This is a genomic window from Pedobacter flavus (assembly GCF_036324285.1).
Classification (GTDB): domain Bacteria; phylum Bacteroidota; class Bacteroidia; order Sphingobacteriales; family Sphingobacteriaceae; genus Pedobacter; species Pedobacter flavus.
Genome location: NZ_JAZDQU010000001.1, coordinates 1,036,396 through 1,050,672 on the forward strand (window position 1 = coordinate 1,036,396; position 14,277 = coordinate 1,050,672).

Annotated in this window: 14 protein-coding genes; 13 read left to right on the plus strand and 1 reads right to left on the minus strand. The window is 32.8% G+C overall.

Annotated features, from left to right (window positions below; all coding sequences use genetic code 11):
* Nucleotides 1-1,041, minus strand: a complete 1,041-nt coding sequence (locus VRU49_RS04810; RefSeq protein WP_431311595.1) for a glycosyltransferase — start codon at nt 1,039-1,041, stop codon at nt 1-3.
* Between the two features lie 354 nt (nt 1,042-1,395).
* On the opposite strand from VRU49_RS04810, the gene VRU49_RS04815 reads away from it, so the two are divergent.
* Genes VRU49_RS04815 through VRU49_RS04875 form a run of 13 tightly spaced genes read left to right on the plus strand, consistent with a single transcriptional unit; the run spans nt 1,396 to nt 14,189 of the window.
* Complete coding sequence (locus VRU49_RS04815; protein ID WP_330145653.1) at nt 1,396-2,082, plus strand: acyltransferase; 687 nt, start codon at nt 1,396-1,398, stop codon at nt 2,080-2,082.
* Nucleotides 2,083-3,225 carry a glycosyltransferase family 4 protein gene (locus VRU49_RS04820; RefSeq protein WP_330145654.1) on the plus strand — a complete coding sequence of 381 codons (1,143 nt, stop codon included), beginning with the start codon at nt 2,083-2,085 and terminating at the stop codon, nt 3,223-3,225.
* Nucleotides 3,226-3,274: 49 nt separating this feature from the next.
* A complete protein-coding gene (locus VRU49_RS04825; RefSeq protein ID WP_330145655.1) occupies nt 3,275-4,444 on the plus strand; it encodes an amidohydrolase family protein in 1,170 nt (389 codons plus the stop codon).
* 25 nt (nt 4,445-4,469) lie between these two features.
* Nucleotides 4,470-5,417 (plus strand): NAD(P)H-dependent flavin oxidoreductase, encoded by a 948-nt coding sequence (locus VRU49_RS04830; protein WP_330145656.1) that lies wholly within the window; start codon nt 4,470-4,472, stop codon nt 5,415-5,417.
* Nucleotides 5,418-5,690, plus strand: a complete 273-nt coding sequence (locus VRU49_RS04835) for an acylphosphatase (protein WP_330145657.1) — start codon at nt 5,418-5,420, stop codon at nt 5,688-5,690.
* Between the two features lie 16 nt (nt 5,691-5,706).
* Complete coding sequence (locus tag VRU49_RS04840) at nt 5,707-7,191, plus strand: lipopolysaccharide biosynthesis protein (RefSeq protein WP_330145658.1); 1,485 nt, start codon at nt 5,707-5,709, stop codon at nt 7,189-7,191.
* A gap of 53 nt (nt 7,192-7,244) precedes the next feature.
* Nucleotides 7,245-8,894 (plus strand): tetratricopeptide repeat protein, encoded by a 1,650-nt coding sequence (locus VRU49_RS04845; protein WP_330145659.1) that lies wholly within the window; start codon nt 7,245-7,247, stop codon nt 8,892-8,894.
* Nucleotides 8,872-9,681 (plus strand): lipoprotein insertase outer membrane protein LolB1, encoded by an 810-nt coding sequence (lolB1, locus tag VRU49_RS04850; RefSeq protein WP_330145660.1) that lies wholly within the window; start codon nt 8,872-8,874, stop codon nt 9,679-9,681. Before VRU49_RS04845 ends, lolB1 begins: the two co-directional genes overlap by 23 nt.
* Before the next feature lie 18 nt (nt 9,682-9,699).
* Nucleotides 9,700-10,962, plus strand: coding sequence for a murein hydrolase activator EnvC family protein (locus VRU49_RS04855; RefSeq protein WP_330145661.1), 1,263 nt, complete (start codon nt 9,700-9,702; stop codon nt 10,960-10,962).
* Between the two features lie 43 nt (nt 10,963-11,005).
* The gene (locus VRU49_RS04860) at nt 11,006-11,374 is read left to right on the plus strand and encodes a Sec-independent protein translocase subunit TatA/TatB (RefSeq protein ID WP_330145662.1); all 369 of its coding nucleotides are present in this window, start codon (nt 11,006-11,008) and stop codon (nt 11,372-11,374) included.
* Between the two features lie 12 nt (nt 11,375-11,386).
* Nucleotides 11,387-11,584, plus strand: coding sequence for a Sec-independent protein translocase subunit TatA/TatB (locus VRU49_RS04865; protein WP_330145663.1), 198 nt, complete (start codon nt 11,387-11,389; stop codon nt 11,582-11,584).
* Nucleotides 11,585-11,602: 18 nt separating this feature from the next.
* Nucleotides 11,603-13,012, plus strand: coding sequence for an Asp-tRNA(Asn)/Glu-tRNA(Gln) amidotransferase subunit GatA (gene gatA, locus VRU49_RS04870; protein ID WP_330145664.1), 1,410 nt, complete (start codon nt 11,603-11,605; stop codon nt 13,010-13,012).
* A 10-nt stretch (nt 13,013-13,022) separates the two neighbouring features.
* Nucleotides 13,023-14,189, plus strand: coding sequence for a lytic transglycosylase domain-containing protein (locus tag VRU49_RS04875; protein ID WP_330145665.1), 1,167 nt, complete (start codon nt 13,023-13,025; stop codon nt 14,187-14,189).
* The last annotated feature ends 88 nt before the right edge of the window (nt 14,190-14,277 follow it).

Here is a 14,277-nt window from a genome sequence, read left to right on the forward strand (position 1 = left end):
TTAGCTATTTTTTTGAACTAAATTTTCCGCAACTTTTATGTATTCGTCTGTAATAGAATCCCAATTGTATTTTTGGGTTAGACCTTTAGCAACTACTTTTTGTAAATTTTCAGGTATCGCTGGATTAGATTCTATTAATTCAAACTGTTGAATTAATGAATTTTCATCTTCTTCGAAAAACAATCCAAAGGCTCCATTATTTAACATTTCTTGATTGAATTTAGTATTTAAGGCTAAGATGGCGCAATGGTTAGACATCGCTTTTAACATCGCTGGATTCGTTCCGCCAAATTTATGTCCATGCAGATACATAAAACAATTTTGGTAAAGTGCCATTAATTGTTGCTGATCTTTAATATATCCAGTAAATATTAATCTATCGTTTTGTAGTTTTTTTAATGAAAGCGCATATTCGTCTTTATACGGTACATCGCCAACTACTATAAGCTTTTTGATGGAATTCGATTTTAAAAATGCGCTGATTATTAAATCAGCATTGTTATCCGGAATTAATCGGCCTACTATTAAATAATAAGAATTAGAAGGGTATATTAATTTATCTTGGTCGGTAACCTCACTAAATTTAGGAGCGCCATAAGCTATAACTTTTGAATCTGTTTTAAATTCCTTTAAATACACATCTCGCATAGCATCAGCATCAGTGATGATTTGATCGTAAAGTTTTACTGCAATTTTAGCCGCATAGTAAAAATATTTTGATCCAAATCCTTTCCATTTTGGGCGTAACCATTCTAATCCATCTACATTAATCATGGTTTTTTTTCCACTTAGTTTTGGAATCCATCCCATCGGCCCTGCGGCCAGATTTACCACCAATAAAACATCAGTTTTACTGAAGGTAGCATGAATAATTGAAAAAAAACAGTGGATAATCTGATTTAGAGATTTATAAGGTAGGGTTGGAATATATACTAATTCTACGCCATTTACTTGTTTAGGGAAAGTAGAAAACAGGTTTTTCTGACAATAAACTATTACGCGAACATCTTTATTAACCAATCGTTCACTTAACTCTTTCACAAAAGTTTCGAAACCACCATATACATAGGGATAACCGCGTGATCCGATAATAGATAAGGTTAATTTTTTGCCCTCTTTCTGCTTGATAACTCCTCCTTGTTAAAATATGGTATTCGGTTTTTAGATAATATTACCGATGTAAAAGTAATAAATTTAAGAGTGATTTTTGTGTTAGTTTGATATTGTAACTCAATATTTAAAATCAAAAAATTGGATTTATTAATAGTTCAACTCCTTACTAATTACTATATAGATGTTAAAGGAATAGTGATAATTATAAATAAATTTAATTGTCGTGCTTGCTTTTATCTATTTTACAGTATCAGTTGAAAAAAAATCATAGTTTTGCTGAGCATGAGTAGAATACTTAGAAAAATTGGGTTTATAAAGGAGCGATTTCCAGAAGATTGGAAAGGACTGGATATAATTACCACATTATATAGACTTTCTTTCTTTTTCGTGAGAGGAAGTTTTCAGCGCTTATTTTTCTCAAAATCAAAAGGTTTAGTATTGGTAGGTAAGGGCGCTTCTATTCGCTATGCTCGACATTTAAGTGTGGGCAAGGATTTTATTATTGAAGATAATGCCGAGCTAAATTGTATGGCTCACAACAAAATAATAATTGGAGATCGAGTAACTATTGGAAGAAATGCTATCGTAAGACCCGTAAATATTTATGGCTCTGAAATAGGTGTGGGGTTAAAAATTGGAAATAATTCTAGTATTGGTCCGTATAGTTATATAGGCTGTTCTGGGTATATTGAGATTGGGAATAATGTAATTATGTCGCCCCGGGTGAGTATTTATGCGGAGAACCATTTGTTTGATGATAAGGACACCTTAATTATGAAGCAGGGTGTGAAGCGTGAGTTTGTGAAAATTGAAGATAATTGTTGGATTGCATCAAATTCTGTAATTCTTTCTGGAGTTACCATAGGCGAAGGCTCTGTGGTTGCCGCTGGAAGTGTAGTTACGAAAGATGTACCTCCGGGATCGGTGGTTGCCGGTGTTCCAGCAAAAATTATAAAAAGTAGAATTTAGATGAATATTCTGGTATTAAACAATACTTCTGATTTGTATGGTGGGAGTAGAATATTATCTATCGTAGTAAGTATTTTAGCAGAAAGAAAACATAGGCCCATTGTTATACTATCAGAAAATGGCCCATTAACTGCAGAATTAGATAAGTTAGGTGTTGAGTGGAGAATTATAAGACTCGGCATTTTAAGACGTAAATATCTATCGCTTTCAGGTATATTAAATAGGATATCTGTTACTTCTAAAGCATGGAAAGCATTAAATAAGGTTGTTGATCAGGAGAAGATTGACTTGATTTATTCCAATACAACGGGTGTATTTATCGGTGCATTTCTCGCCAAAAGAAGGAAAATAAAACATATTTGGCATGTACATGAAATCATTAAAAAACCAGCAGCATTTACCCGTATTTTAGGGTATTTATTAGGTAAATACAGTGATTTAGTGATCGTGGTTTCTGATGCAGTGAAAAATCATTGGAAAAATCATATTAATGGAGCTCCAATTGAGCGGATTTATAATGGTATTAACACCGTTCCATTTGAACAAAAGCAAGGTGAATTAAAACAAGAATTAAATATCCCGAAAGATGCTCTTTTAATCTTGATGATAGGAAGGGTGAATCATTGGAAAGGACACCATTACTTTATAGATATTGCTCAATTAATCCATCAACAGTATAAAAACGTACATTTTGTTTTGGCTGGAGATGCTTATCCTGGAAATGAACATTTAGTTGAGAAATTAGAAAATAGAATAAATAATTTATCATTTAAGCAGAAAGTACAATATATCGGCTATCGCGAAGATATTCCTAATTTATTGTCGTCTGCCGATTTATTTGTCCTTCCTTCTACCCAGCCAGATCCATTTCCAACGGTAATTTTGGAGGCAATGGCTAGTTCAACCTGTGTTGCTGCAACGGCTCATGGAGGGGCACTAGAAATGATTGATCCGCATAAAACGGGCATTCATATTCCTTTTGATGATGCAGTTAATGCAGCTCATGAAATTGGCTTAATTTTAAATGAAGTAACTTTAAAGCATTTAGGTGCGCTTGGAAGAGATAGAATTCAGCAACATTTTTCACTCGAGGCCTTTAAAAACAATATAATTGAAGCTTTTGAGACTGTAAATAGAAAATAAACCCATTTTCATTAAAGTTTTGGGTAATGAAGTTCACTGTTTTTGAATAATGATTAAACACTATACAGCCGATATAATTTTCCCAATAGTTGGATCTCCAATAGAAAATGGTGTGGTTTCTGTTGATCAAGATGGTAAAATTACTTTCATTGGCACCCGAAAGGAAGCAGATAGCTTAGGCTTTAATGAAATCGAAATTGTTAAAGGTGCAATTGTTCCGGGATTTGTAAATGCACATTGTCACCTTGAGCTGTCGCACATGTTGGGTAAAGTGACCCCTAAAAGCGGATTAGTAGATTTTTTAATTTCTATTATGAAGCTTCGTGCAAGTGAGGAGGCGGTAATTATAAAAGAAGCAAGTAATGCTGATGCTTTAATGTTTGAAAACGGTATAGTTGCTGTTGGTGATATTAGTAATTTAAGTATTACGAGTTCTATTAAAGAAAAGTCGAAAATATATTACCATACTTTTATTGAAACTTTAGGCGTTGATCCTAAACGTGCTGATGTTGCTTTTGAACGCGCATTAAATATACAGGAAGCATTTAAGTATCAACCGCGATCGTTAGTTCCTCATGCACCCTATTCAGTTTCCCAAGCGTTGTTTAAATTATTAGAAAGTTATGGTGAACAACACGTAAATATTTATAGTATTCACAACCAAGAATCGGAACAGGAAAACCAACTTTTTGAAAATGGTGAAGGCGATTTTTTAAAATTATATGAATTTTTAAATACCGAATTCCCTGCAGCAGTAAAATTTAAAAAGCGTCCACTAGAAACTTATTTGCCTTATTTAAGCAAGCAAACAACGGTGTTGGTACATAATACCTATATAAGTTCAGCAGATCTGAATTATGCTAAGGAAACACATAATGACTTATATTTTTGTCTTTGTCCGGCTGCTAATTTATATATTGAGGATAGATTACCAGACGTGCAAATGTTGCAGCGTGCTGGTGTGAACTTGGTTATTGGGACGGATAGTTTAGCAAGTAATCATACTTTGAATATTTTAGAAGAACTGTTAATCTTGCAACAATTCTCCGATGTTCCTTTAGTTGATTCTTTAGCGTGGGCTACTATTAATGGGGCTAAACTATTGAATGTTGAAGATAGATTGGGCAGTATTGAAATTGGAAAGTCGCCAGGTTTAAATTTAATTTCTGTAGATAGTCATAGAAAAATTTTGAACAATAAAGTTCGGAGATTGGTATAAAACATAGATACTTGTAATAAATATTATGAACAGAATACAGACCTTATTTAATATAAAATATCCTATAATTCAGGCGGGCATGATTTGGTGTAGTGGCTGGCGATTGGCTTCTGCTGTTTCTGAAGCTGGTGGACTAGGCATTATAGGTGCAGGATCTATGTATCCTGATGTTTTAAGGGAGCATATTCAGAAGTGCAAAGGCGCTACATTAAAACCATTTGCAGTTAATTTGCCGTTATTATATCCAAATATTGAAGAGCATGTTCAAATTATAATTGAAGAAAAAGTACCTATTGTATTTACTTCAGCCGGTAATCCAGCAATTTGGACGAAAAAATTAAAAAGTCATGGTATAACCGTTGTTCATGTTGTTGCAAATTTAAAATTTGCTTTAAAAGCTCAAACAGAAGGTGTAGATGCAATTGTAGCGGAAGGATTTGAGGCAGGTGGACATAATGGAAGGGAAGAAACCACTACTTTATGTTTAATACCGATGTTAAAGGATGAAATTCATATTCCTATTATCGCAGCAGGTGGAATTGCGTGCGGAAGATCTATGCTAGCCTGTTTTGCACTGGGCGCAGAAGGTGTACAAGTAGGTTCGGCCTTCGCGGTTGCACAAGAGAGCTCGGCGCATGAGGCATTTAAGCAAAAAATATTGGAAGCTAATGAAGGTGATACTAAGTTGTCTTTAAAAAAGCTGGTGCCTGTTAGATTGTTAAAGAATGAATTTGCAGAAAGAGTAGCAAAAGCGGAAGCCGAAGGAGCAGATAAAGAAACTTTAGAGCAGCTATTAGGTAGAGCCAAAGCTAAATTGGGGATGTTTGAAGGAAATATTGATGAAGGAGAATTAGAGATTGGTCAGGTTTCGGCCCGTTTAACAAAAATTACTCCAGCAAAGGAAATTTTGATGAAAATATGGGAAGAATTTTTAGAGGAGAAAGAGCGTATAAAAAATTTAAATTTAGGTTAAGTGAAGCATTTAAATATAAAAATTACTGGAAAGGTTCAAGGAGTAGGGTTTAGAGAGACGAGCAAAATTATAGCTGATCAAATGGGTGTGAAGGGTTTTGTAAGAAATGAAAAGGATGGTTCGGTTTATATGGAAATTGAAGGGGGTGATATATTAATTGAGGAAATGTTAGAGTGGTGTAATGAAGGCCCGGATAGAGCCATTGTAGAAAATGTAGAAATTCATGAAGCCGAAATAAAAGGCTATAAAAATTTCGAAGTTTTAAAAAAGTAACTTTTTAAAAAGAAACATGTCGGTTTTTAAAAAATTTGCGGGTCAGACTTTAATATATGGGATTAGCACTATATTCTCCAGGCTATTTAACTTTATATTAACCCCAATTTTTACCCGTACTTACCCTGCCGCGGCTTATGGTATTTTAACAAAGATGTTTAGCTATGCATCTTTAATTAATGCTATTCTGGCTCTAGGTATGGAAACTACCTATTTCAGATACTTAAATAAGCACGAAGACCAGAAACAAATGGTCTATAATAATACCTTTTTCGCGGTTTTTGGTATTTCTGTAATGTTTTTAATTACAGGTTTGGTTTTTACCGATCCCATAACTCATTTTATTGTCAACGAATCTACCGCTTCATTTGAAGATCAGAAATTATATGTTCAAATTTTCATCTGGTTATTATTCATTGATGCCATTACGCTAATCCCGTTTGCAAAATTAAGGGCTGATAATAGGCCTTATAAATACAGCTTGCTTAAGTTTATTAATATATTTTTATTCGTAGCATTCAACCTTATTTTTATTTATGTAATTCCAGCACTCTTGGAAGCAAAAATTGGTGTCGATTTTTTTGGAAGTTGGTACAGAGAAAAATGGATTGGTTATGTCTTTATTTCTAATATTATAGCAAGTGTTGTTACCTTTTTGTTGTTAATTCCTGAGTTTTTACAACTTGAGTTAAAGTTTGATAAAAGGTTATTTAAAAATATGTTGGGATATAGTTGGCCAATTTTAGTGGCTAATTTGTCGTTTATTATTAACGAAAACCTCGATAAAATTTTATTAGATAAATACTCTACCGAAACTCAAGTGGGTATTTATGGTGCAGTTTGTAAGATTGCCATATTCATGAGTATTTTTAATACTGCATTTAGGTTAGGAGCAGAGCCTTTTTTCTTTAGTTATGCTAAGAAGGAAAATGCAAAACAAACCTATGCCATAATTCTAGAATATTTTGTAATTGCGCTTGCGTTATTATTAGTCGGACTAGTCGCTAATATTGAAATATTGAAATATTTTATCAGTAGAGATAAAGCAAATATTGCAGAATATTGGAGCGGATTACCTGCGGTACCTTATCTACTTTTGGGATATGTTTGTTTAGGAATCTATATGAATTTATCGGTTTGGTACCGACTTTCAGACCAAACCAAATTTGGATTGTATATTTCATTAATCGGGGCATTTATAACCATAACTTTCAACATTATTTTGATTCCAAAATATGGATATATGGCATCTGCTTGGGTCTCATTGGCGACTTATTCTTCCATGATGATCATTTCTTATGTTTTGGGACAGAAATATTATCCAATTCCATATAAGTTAAAATCCATATCTTTGTATCTAATCTCTTCAATTATAATTGTTTGGATTTCATTTTACGTGTTGGATAGGAATATTTATTACGGAAATCTATTGTTTTTAATGTATGCGGGTTTTATATATTATTTAGAACGCCATAACTTAAAAAAACTAATAAGAAGTTAATTGTGATGTTAAAAAGGCTAAAGTTTATATTGTTGTTTTCCTGTCCATTAATAATGGCACAGTTTACGCTATACGGACAAGCTACATTAAATGAAGACGATGTAAAGTCGAAAACTTATTTTTTTGAGGGAATTAGAGAAAAGTTGAAAGGGAATTATGGAGCTGCTGCTCAGAATTACGAAAAATTTCTAGCCCTAAATCCCAATAATGATGCAGTATTATACGAATTATCTTTGGCCCAATTTGGATTGAAGAATTATATTGATTCTGAAATTAATATCAGAAAGGCTATTGCATTAAATAAAACCAATACTTGGTATTATAGGCATCAATTGGCCATTTTAAAGAAAACGAATAATATTTCTAGGCTAATTGCAACATACGATAATTTAATAGAGCTAGAACCTTCAGATGTGGATTTGTATTTTGATAAGGCAGCTGCTTTATATCAAATTTCAAGATTGGCAGAAGTTATGGAGACTTATAGCCTAATTGAAAGTAAATTTGGAACTTCCTCTCGACTAGAAGATGCAAAGGGAATTTTAAATTTTTTCGAGATACATAAAGATGTTTCCAAAGACTATGATCATTTGATAGATACAGATCCTTTAAATCTTGAAAATTACATTGATAAAGCTAATGTGCTTTTAGTTCAAAAGAAATTTGACCTAGCTTTAGAAGTGTTAAGCAGAGCCGAAAATAATGTTGGGAAACGTTATGAAATAGCTTTATTAAGAGCTTTTGCTTTTAAGAAAATTCAAAAATTGGATGAGAGTTACGCCCATTTACTAGAAGCGTTTACAAATGGACAAATGGATTTTGATTTGAAGCTTAAATTTTTACATCAAGAATTATTTGACTACGACCCTCAAAATGATAATAACATTTTAAAAATAGCTGAAGTTTTTAAAAATCAGTTCCCCAACGATAGTAGAGCATATGATATTTATGCTGAGTATTTATTTAAATATGGCGCAATTAAAAAGGCAGCAGAACAATATGAGATTTCGCTTACTAAAAATGATCAAAACTATTTGATTTGGGAGAAGTTGGTTTCTATTTACAACCAATATGGTAATTATAAAGATGTAATTAGAATTACAGAAGAAGCTTTATCAAGTTATCCAAATCAAGCTATTCTATATTATTATAATACTTTTGCGAAACATCGAATGGGAGAAAAGGTAATTCAAGATAATTTGGATTTCGCTATAAAATTAGATACGGATAATAAGCGATTACTTTCCTGTATTCAAGGGTTAAAGGCAGAGCTGGCTTGGAATAAAAATAAATCTAAGCAAGCGATGGAATTTTTTGAGAAAGGCATGTCCATAGATCCTGCCAACTACATTTTAGTTAACAGTTATGCTTATTTTTTGGCATTAAAACTGATTGATTTAAAACAATCAGAAGATTTAATTAAAAAGGCAATTTTGGCTGAGCCAAATAATATGAGTCATGCAGCAACCTATGCTTTTATTTTAAAGAAGATGGGAAAATTGGATGAAGCTAAAGAATGGATTACAAAAGCTATACAAAACAATAAGCAGGAAAATCCCGTTTATTCAGAACTGATGGGTGATATTTTATTTCTTTTAGGTTCTAAGGAAGAAGCCATTCAATTTTGGGAAAAATCTGCACAAGTAGGCTTTCCTTCAAGTAATTTGTTAAAAAAAGTAAATGAGAAAAAATATTTCGATTAGTCTAATCATAAGTTTAATTCTATTCTTATCTGCCTGTTCTGTTAAGAAATCAATACCTACTACCGCAAATACTCTTCAAGATTCTGTTCCTTATGTTGCTAAAATAGATTCTGTTAAAAATGAAGTTAAGCATATTTCAGTATCTGATTTTCGATCAACTGAGTTTAATTTTAACACTTTGGTCTTAAAAGGAAAGGCAAAATTAAATATTGATAATAAGGAGAATGATGTGAACATCACCATGCGAATAAAAAAGGACGAGCAAATATGGGTGAGTGTTTCGGCAATAATTGGAGAAGTGGCAAGGGTGTTAATTACACCTGATACGGTCAAAATTATAAATAGATTAGAAGGGAATTATATTAAGAAGCCTTTTAATTTTATGCAGGAATATACCAATAATCAGATGGACTATTCGGTTTTACAATCTATTTTAATAGGTAATTCTATACAAAAGTTTATAAGTGATAATTCTAAAATTGAAGATTTTAACAGTTATTTTTTGGTTTCAGGATTAACTAATGATATTAATTATAAATTCACTTATAATTCATTAAAAAGATTAGAGCAAACAGATTTAATAGAGTCTAACTTAGAACAAGAGTTAAGTATTTCTTATGCTTCCCATAATGTTTATAATGGGTTAATGTTTCCTGGGAAAATTCAAATGAGGAGTAAAGCAGGCAAAAAGTTAATTGGGGTTCAGCTTCAATTTTCTTCAATAGATTACAATGTTCCTGTAGAATTTCCGTTTACAGTTCCATCTAGGTATGAGGTTATCAACTAATTTTTTTATTTTTGATTGATGTACATTAAAAAAATAATTTTCGTCTTTTTGTTTTCAATGGTGTCGTTTGCTGCTTTTTCGCAATCAACGCAACAGACTTCCGCTGAATTAAGTAGAAGAAAAGAAGCTATACAGCGTGATATTGACCAGCTGCAAAAGAAGTTAAAAGCAGCTGAATCTAATAAAAAGGCAACTTTATCTCAAGTAAATGCTTTAAGAGCACAAATTAGATTGCGCCAATCTAAAATCTCTACCATTAATTCTGAAATTAGAAATCTTGATAATCAAATTAGTGAGAATACCACTAAAGTAAGAAGTCTTCAAAATCAGTTGACTACTTTGAAAAAGGAGTACTCTAGTATGATTAGGTTTGCGCAGCGTAATAGAAACGCTTATGATAAGATGATGTTTATTTTTTCTGCACAGAATTTTAATCAAGCCTATATGCGTGTAAAATATTTACAGCAATTTGGTCAATACAGAAAAAAGCAAGCTGGTTACATTGAAGAAAAGAAAAAAGATTTGGGAAATCAAATTTCTGAACTAGATAAAAGCTTAAAAGAAAAGAGTAAGTTATTGTCGAGCGAAGAGGAAGAGCGTAAGAAATTACAAAAAAATCAGAACCAGCAAGCTACTGTTTTAAAAAATTATACAAAGCAAGAAAATCAATTTAAAAACGATATTCAACGTCGTAAAAGCGATCAGGCAACGATAGATAGACAATTGAGGGCAGCAATTGCAAGAGAATTGGCAGAAGCGCGTAAGCGTGAGCAAGCTGCGGCAGCTGCAAAAGCAAAAGCAGAGGGAAAGCCTGTACCTCCTCCTTCAACAAGTTCTAATGCTAGTTTAACTCGTTCTCCGGAAGTAGAAAAATTAAATTCTGCTTTTATAAGCAATAAAGGAAGTTTGCCATGGCCTGTAGAAAACAGATTAATTCTAGAAAGATTTGGAAAACATAAAATTGATGCGGCTACCTATAATAACGATGGTATTAAGCTGCAAACTGGAGAAGGAGCAAATGTAAGAGCGGTATTTGAGGGGACGGTATCTAGTGTGTTTCCTATTCAAAATACTTTTGCGGTTATTATAAGCCACGGACAATATTTTACTGTTTATCAAGGCTTAAAAGTTGTAAATGTTTCTGCAGGAGCAAAAGTAACAACACGACAAAATATTGGCAAGGTTGGAGTAGGTGATAATGCCGAATTATCATTTCAAATTCATAAAGCGAATGCAAATGGGACTGTACCAGAAAATCCTGAGTCATGGTTAGCTAGATAAGACTTGGTTTTTTTATATTTGCCAATAATTATAATAAAATCAGATGAGTAACGGAATGTTGTTGTTTCTAAATATGGGCGGAAGTGAGATAATGGTAATCTTAGCTGTAGTTTTACTTCTTTTTGGAGGTAAAAAGTTACCAGAACTAGCCAGAGGTTTAGGAAGAGGTATTAGAGAGTTTAAAGATGCATCGGAAGGTGTAAAAAGAGAAATTCACAGAAATATAAATGCCGTAGATTTAGATGAAGATTTAAATCTTAATGACAATAGCAGACATCATCCAGAAACCAAACCTACAGGAAGATTAGATCAAATAGAAGATATTAACGAAGTTGATTTAAATCCTCCTTACAATACAAATAATTCTACCATTGATCAGCAAGATCAAAATAGTTCAGATAAACCTCACTAAAATATAAATAGTATGTTAAATACATTATTGATGCCAATTGGCGGAACAGAGATTATTGTAATTCTTGTTATTGTTTTACTTCTTTTTGGAGGTAAAAAAATTCCTGAATTAATGCGCGGTTTAGGAAGAGGTGTTAAAGAATTTAAAGACGGAAAAGACGGTGTAGATTCTAATAACGACAATACCAACACGCCTAATAAAACTGTTTAATCTTATTATTCCATCTTGATGCTGTTTTCAAATCTGAAAGAGATCAGGGAGGCTATTGAAGTCGGCAATCTTCTTTTGCCCGACCTTTTAGAACATTATTTTTCTAAAATCGAAGAATTTAAACACCTCAATGCTTTTAATGAGGTGTTTTTTAATTCTGCCCGTTCTCAAGCTATTTCTGTCCAACATAAAATAAAGAATGGTTCAGCTGGAAAATTAGCTGGAATGGTAATTGGTATTAAAGACAATATCAGTTATCTAGATCATGAAGTAACAGCTTCATCGGCTATGCTACAAGGATATATTGCGCCTTATTCTGCTACTGTTATAGAGAAATTAATTGCTGAAGATGCCGTAATAATTGGTCGCTTAAATTGTGATGAATTTGCAATGGGTGGCTCCAATGAAACTTCCTTTTACGGACCAGTTTTAAATTATGCAGATTCTACAAGAGTTTCAGGAGGGTCTTCTGGAGGTTCGGCTGTTGCTGTACAAGCCGGAATGTGTTTAGCCTCATTGGGTACAGATACAGGTGGTTCTGTGCGACAACCTGCTGCTTTTACTGGATTGGTAGGTTTTAAACCTACTTATGGTAGATTTTCGCGTTTTGGCGTTATTGCTTATGCTTCGTCATTTGACCAAGTGGGTACTTTTACCAAATCAGTGGAAGATGCTGCAGTATTATATGATGTACTAGCCGGATTTGACCCTAAAGATAGTACTTCCTCATCTTTACCTTTAAAAACTATAGATTCTTCTAATTCACCAAGAAAAATTGGGGTGATAAGAGAAATGATAGAAAGTGAAGCCTTAGATAAGGATATAAAAACAGCTATTTTAAATAAAATTGAAACTTTAAAATCTTTAGGTCATCAAGTAGAATGGGTTTCTTTTGACCTTCTCGATTATTTAGTCCCAACCTATTATATTTTAACTATGGCAGAGGCTTCCTCAAATCTAAATAGATATGATGGGGTAAGATATGGACATAGAAATAATTCTGCAGAAGACTTAAATGAATTATATAAACTTAGTAGGGCTGAAGGTTTTGGGGAAGAAGTGAAAAGGAGAATTTTATTAGGCACATTTGTCTTAAGTGCAGGATATTATGATGCTTATTATCAAAAAGCTCAAAAAGTAAGAAGATTAATAGTAAATAAACTTGATGAATTATTTAAGGAATTTGATTTCTTATTAACCCCTGTTACGCCTACTCCGCCATTTAAATTAAATGAGTTAAATAAAGATCCATTAGTTATGTATATGGAGGATATTTTCACTGTATTAGCAAATTTGGGCGGAAATCCGGCAATTTCTTTGCCGCTTGGTGCAAATGTTGATAAATTACCTATTGGATATCAGTTGCTTGCTAATAAATTTGATGATGAATTTTTGTGTACTTTCGCTAAGCAAATTCAATCAAACTAAAATAACATAAATGAATAAGTTTAAACTTTTTCTATTTTTTATTATTTTAATTCCTGCTATCAGCCAAGCGCAGGCGCTTGATTCTGTAAATCATGCTGTCCCAGAATTTCCATTTCCAAATTACAATACAGCTATTAAATCGCGTTTAGATAAGGTTTCTGATGGTGTAGCACTTCCATATAATCAGTTGGTACATGATGCAATTGTGAAATACGATGCTCGCAAAGGAGAAATGGGCAAGATGCTAGGTTTATCTTCTTATTATTTTCCATTATTTGAAGAAGCATTGGCATCATTGGGGTTACCCGACGATTTAAAATATCTTCCAATTGTTGAATCTTCATTAAACCCTTTAGCCATTTCTGTATCTGGAGCAGCTGGGCTATGGCAATTTATGCCCACAACGGGTAAAGGTTATGGATTGCATATTACGTCTTATGAAGACCAAAGACATGATCCATGTTTGTCTACTTTTGCAGCTGCTGCCTATTTGAAAGATTTATATGCTGAATTTGGTGATTGGTTTCTAGTTTTAGCAGCATATAATAGTGGTGCGGGTACCGTTAGAAGAGCTATGCAAAAGTATAATGTTTCCAATTATTGGGATTTAAGACCTTATTTGCCCTTACAAGCTCAGAATTATATTCCCGCCTATATTGCTACTTTATATAGTTTAAAAAATGCTGAAGATTTAGGAATTGCTTCTCGTCCAAGTGATTTATCTAAAGACGTAGAACAAGTGCTGGTACATAATGTAGTTATGCTTCCAGAAATAGCTAAAATTTTAGAAGTTCCAGAGCAAACTATCGTAACGTTAAATCCAGTTTACAAACGAAAAATAATTAAGGCTACATTAAATGAGCCTAAAAAAATAACCTTGCCTAAGTTTACTGCGGAAAAATATGCACTCCTGTATGATATATTTAATGCAGAATCTAACTCTGCATTATTATACACAGGTAAAAAACAAGACTCCATCCAAACGGAGTTGAATAATGGTGATACTATAATATACGTTGTTGCAAAGGGTGATAATTTGACAAAAATTGCAACAAAATATAATGTTTCTGTTCAGGATTTGAAAGATTTAAATGCATTGGTTTCTAATGATTTAAAAATTGGTCAAAACTTAAGAATCCCTTATTTGGCGTCAAAAAAAGCATTTGCTTCTAACTAAGTTGTAAGAACTTTCTTTTATTTATTATGTTAAATCAGCTTTGCTGAATAGTAGATTTTTTTAGAAGTTAAGCTTTTAAAAAAAAAGC

Bases quoted from the DNA above. Each gene is read 5' to 3' on its own strand.
- VRU49_RS04815 (WP_330145653.1), top strand. From the start codon at position 1,396: ATGAGTAGAATACTTAGAAAAATTGGGTTTATAAAGGAGCGATTTCCA.
- VRU49_RS04820 (WP_330145654.1), top strand. From the start codon at position 2,083: ATGAATATTCTGGTATTAAACAATACTTCTGATTTGTATGGTGGGAGT.
- VRU49_RS04825 (WP_330145655.1), top strand. From the start codon at position 3,275: ATGATTAAACACTATACAGCCGATATAATTTTCCCAATAGTTGGATCT.
- VRU49_RS04830 (WP_330145656.1), top strand. From the start codon at position 4,470: ATGAACAGAATACAGACCTTATTTAATATAAAATATCCTATAATTCAG.
- VRU49_RS04840 (WP_330145658.1), top strand. From the start codon at position 5,707: ATGTCGGTTTTTAAAAAATTTGCGGGTCAGACTTTAATATATGGGATT.
- VRU49_RS04845 (WP_330145659.1), top strand. From the start codon at position 7,245: ATGGCACAGTTTACGCTATACGGACAAGCTACATTAAATGAAGACGAT.
- lolB1 (WP_330145660.1), top strand. From the start codon at position 8,872: ATGAGAAAAAATATTTCGATTAGTCTAATCATAAGTTTAATTCTATTC.
- VRU49_RS04855 (WP_330145661.1), top strand. From the start codon at position 9,700: ATGTACATTAAAAAAATAATTTTCGTCTTTTTGTTTTCAATGGTGTCG.
- VRU49_RS04860 (WP_330145662.1), top strand. From the start codon at position 11,006: ATGAGTAACGGAATGTTGTTGTTTCTAAATATGGGCGGAAGTGAGATA.
- VRU49_RS04865 (WP_330145663.1), top strand. From the start codon at position 11,387: ATGTTAAATACATTATTGATGCCAATTGGCGGAACAGAGATTATTGTA.
- gatA (WP_330145664.1), top strand. From the start codon at position 11,603: ATGCTGTTTTCAAATCTGAAAGAGATCAGGGAGGCTATTGAAGTCGGC.
- VRU49_RS04875 (WP_330145665.1), top strand. From the start codon at position 13,023: ATGAATAAGTTTAAACTTTTTCTATTTTTTATTATTTTAATTCCTGCT.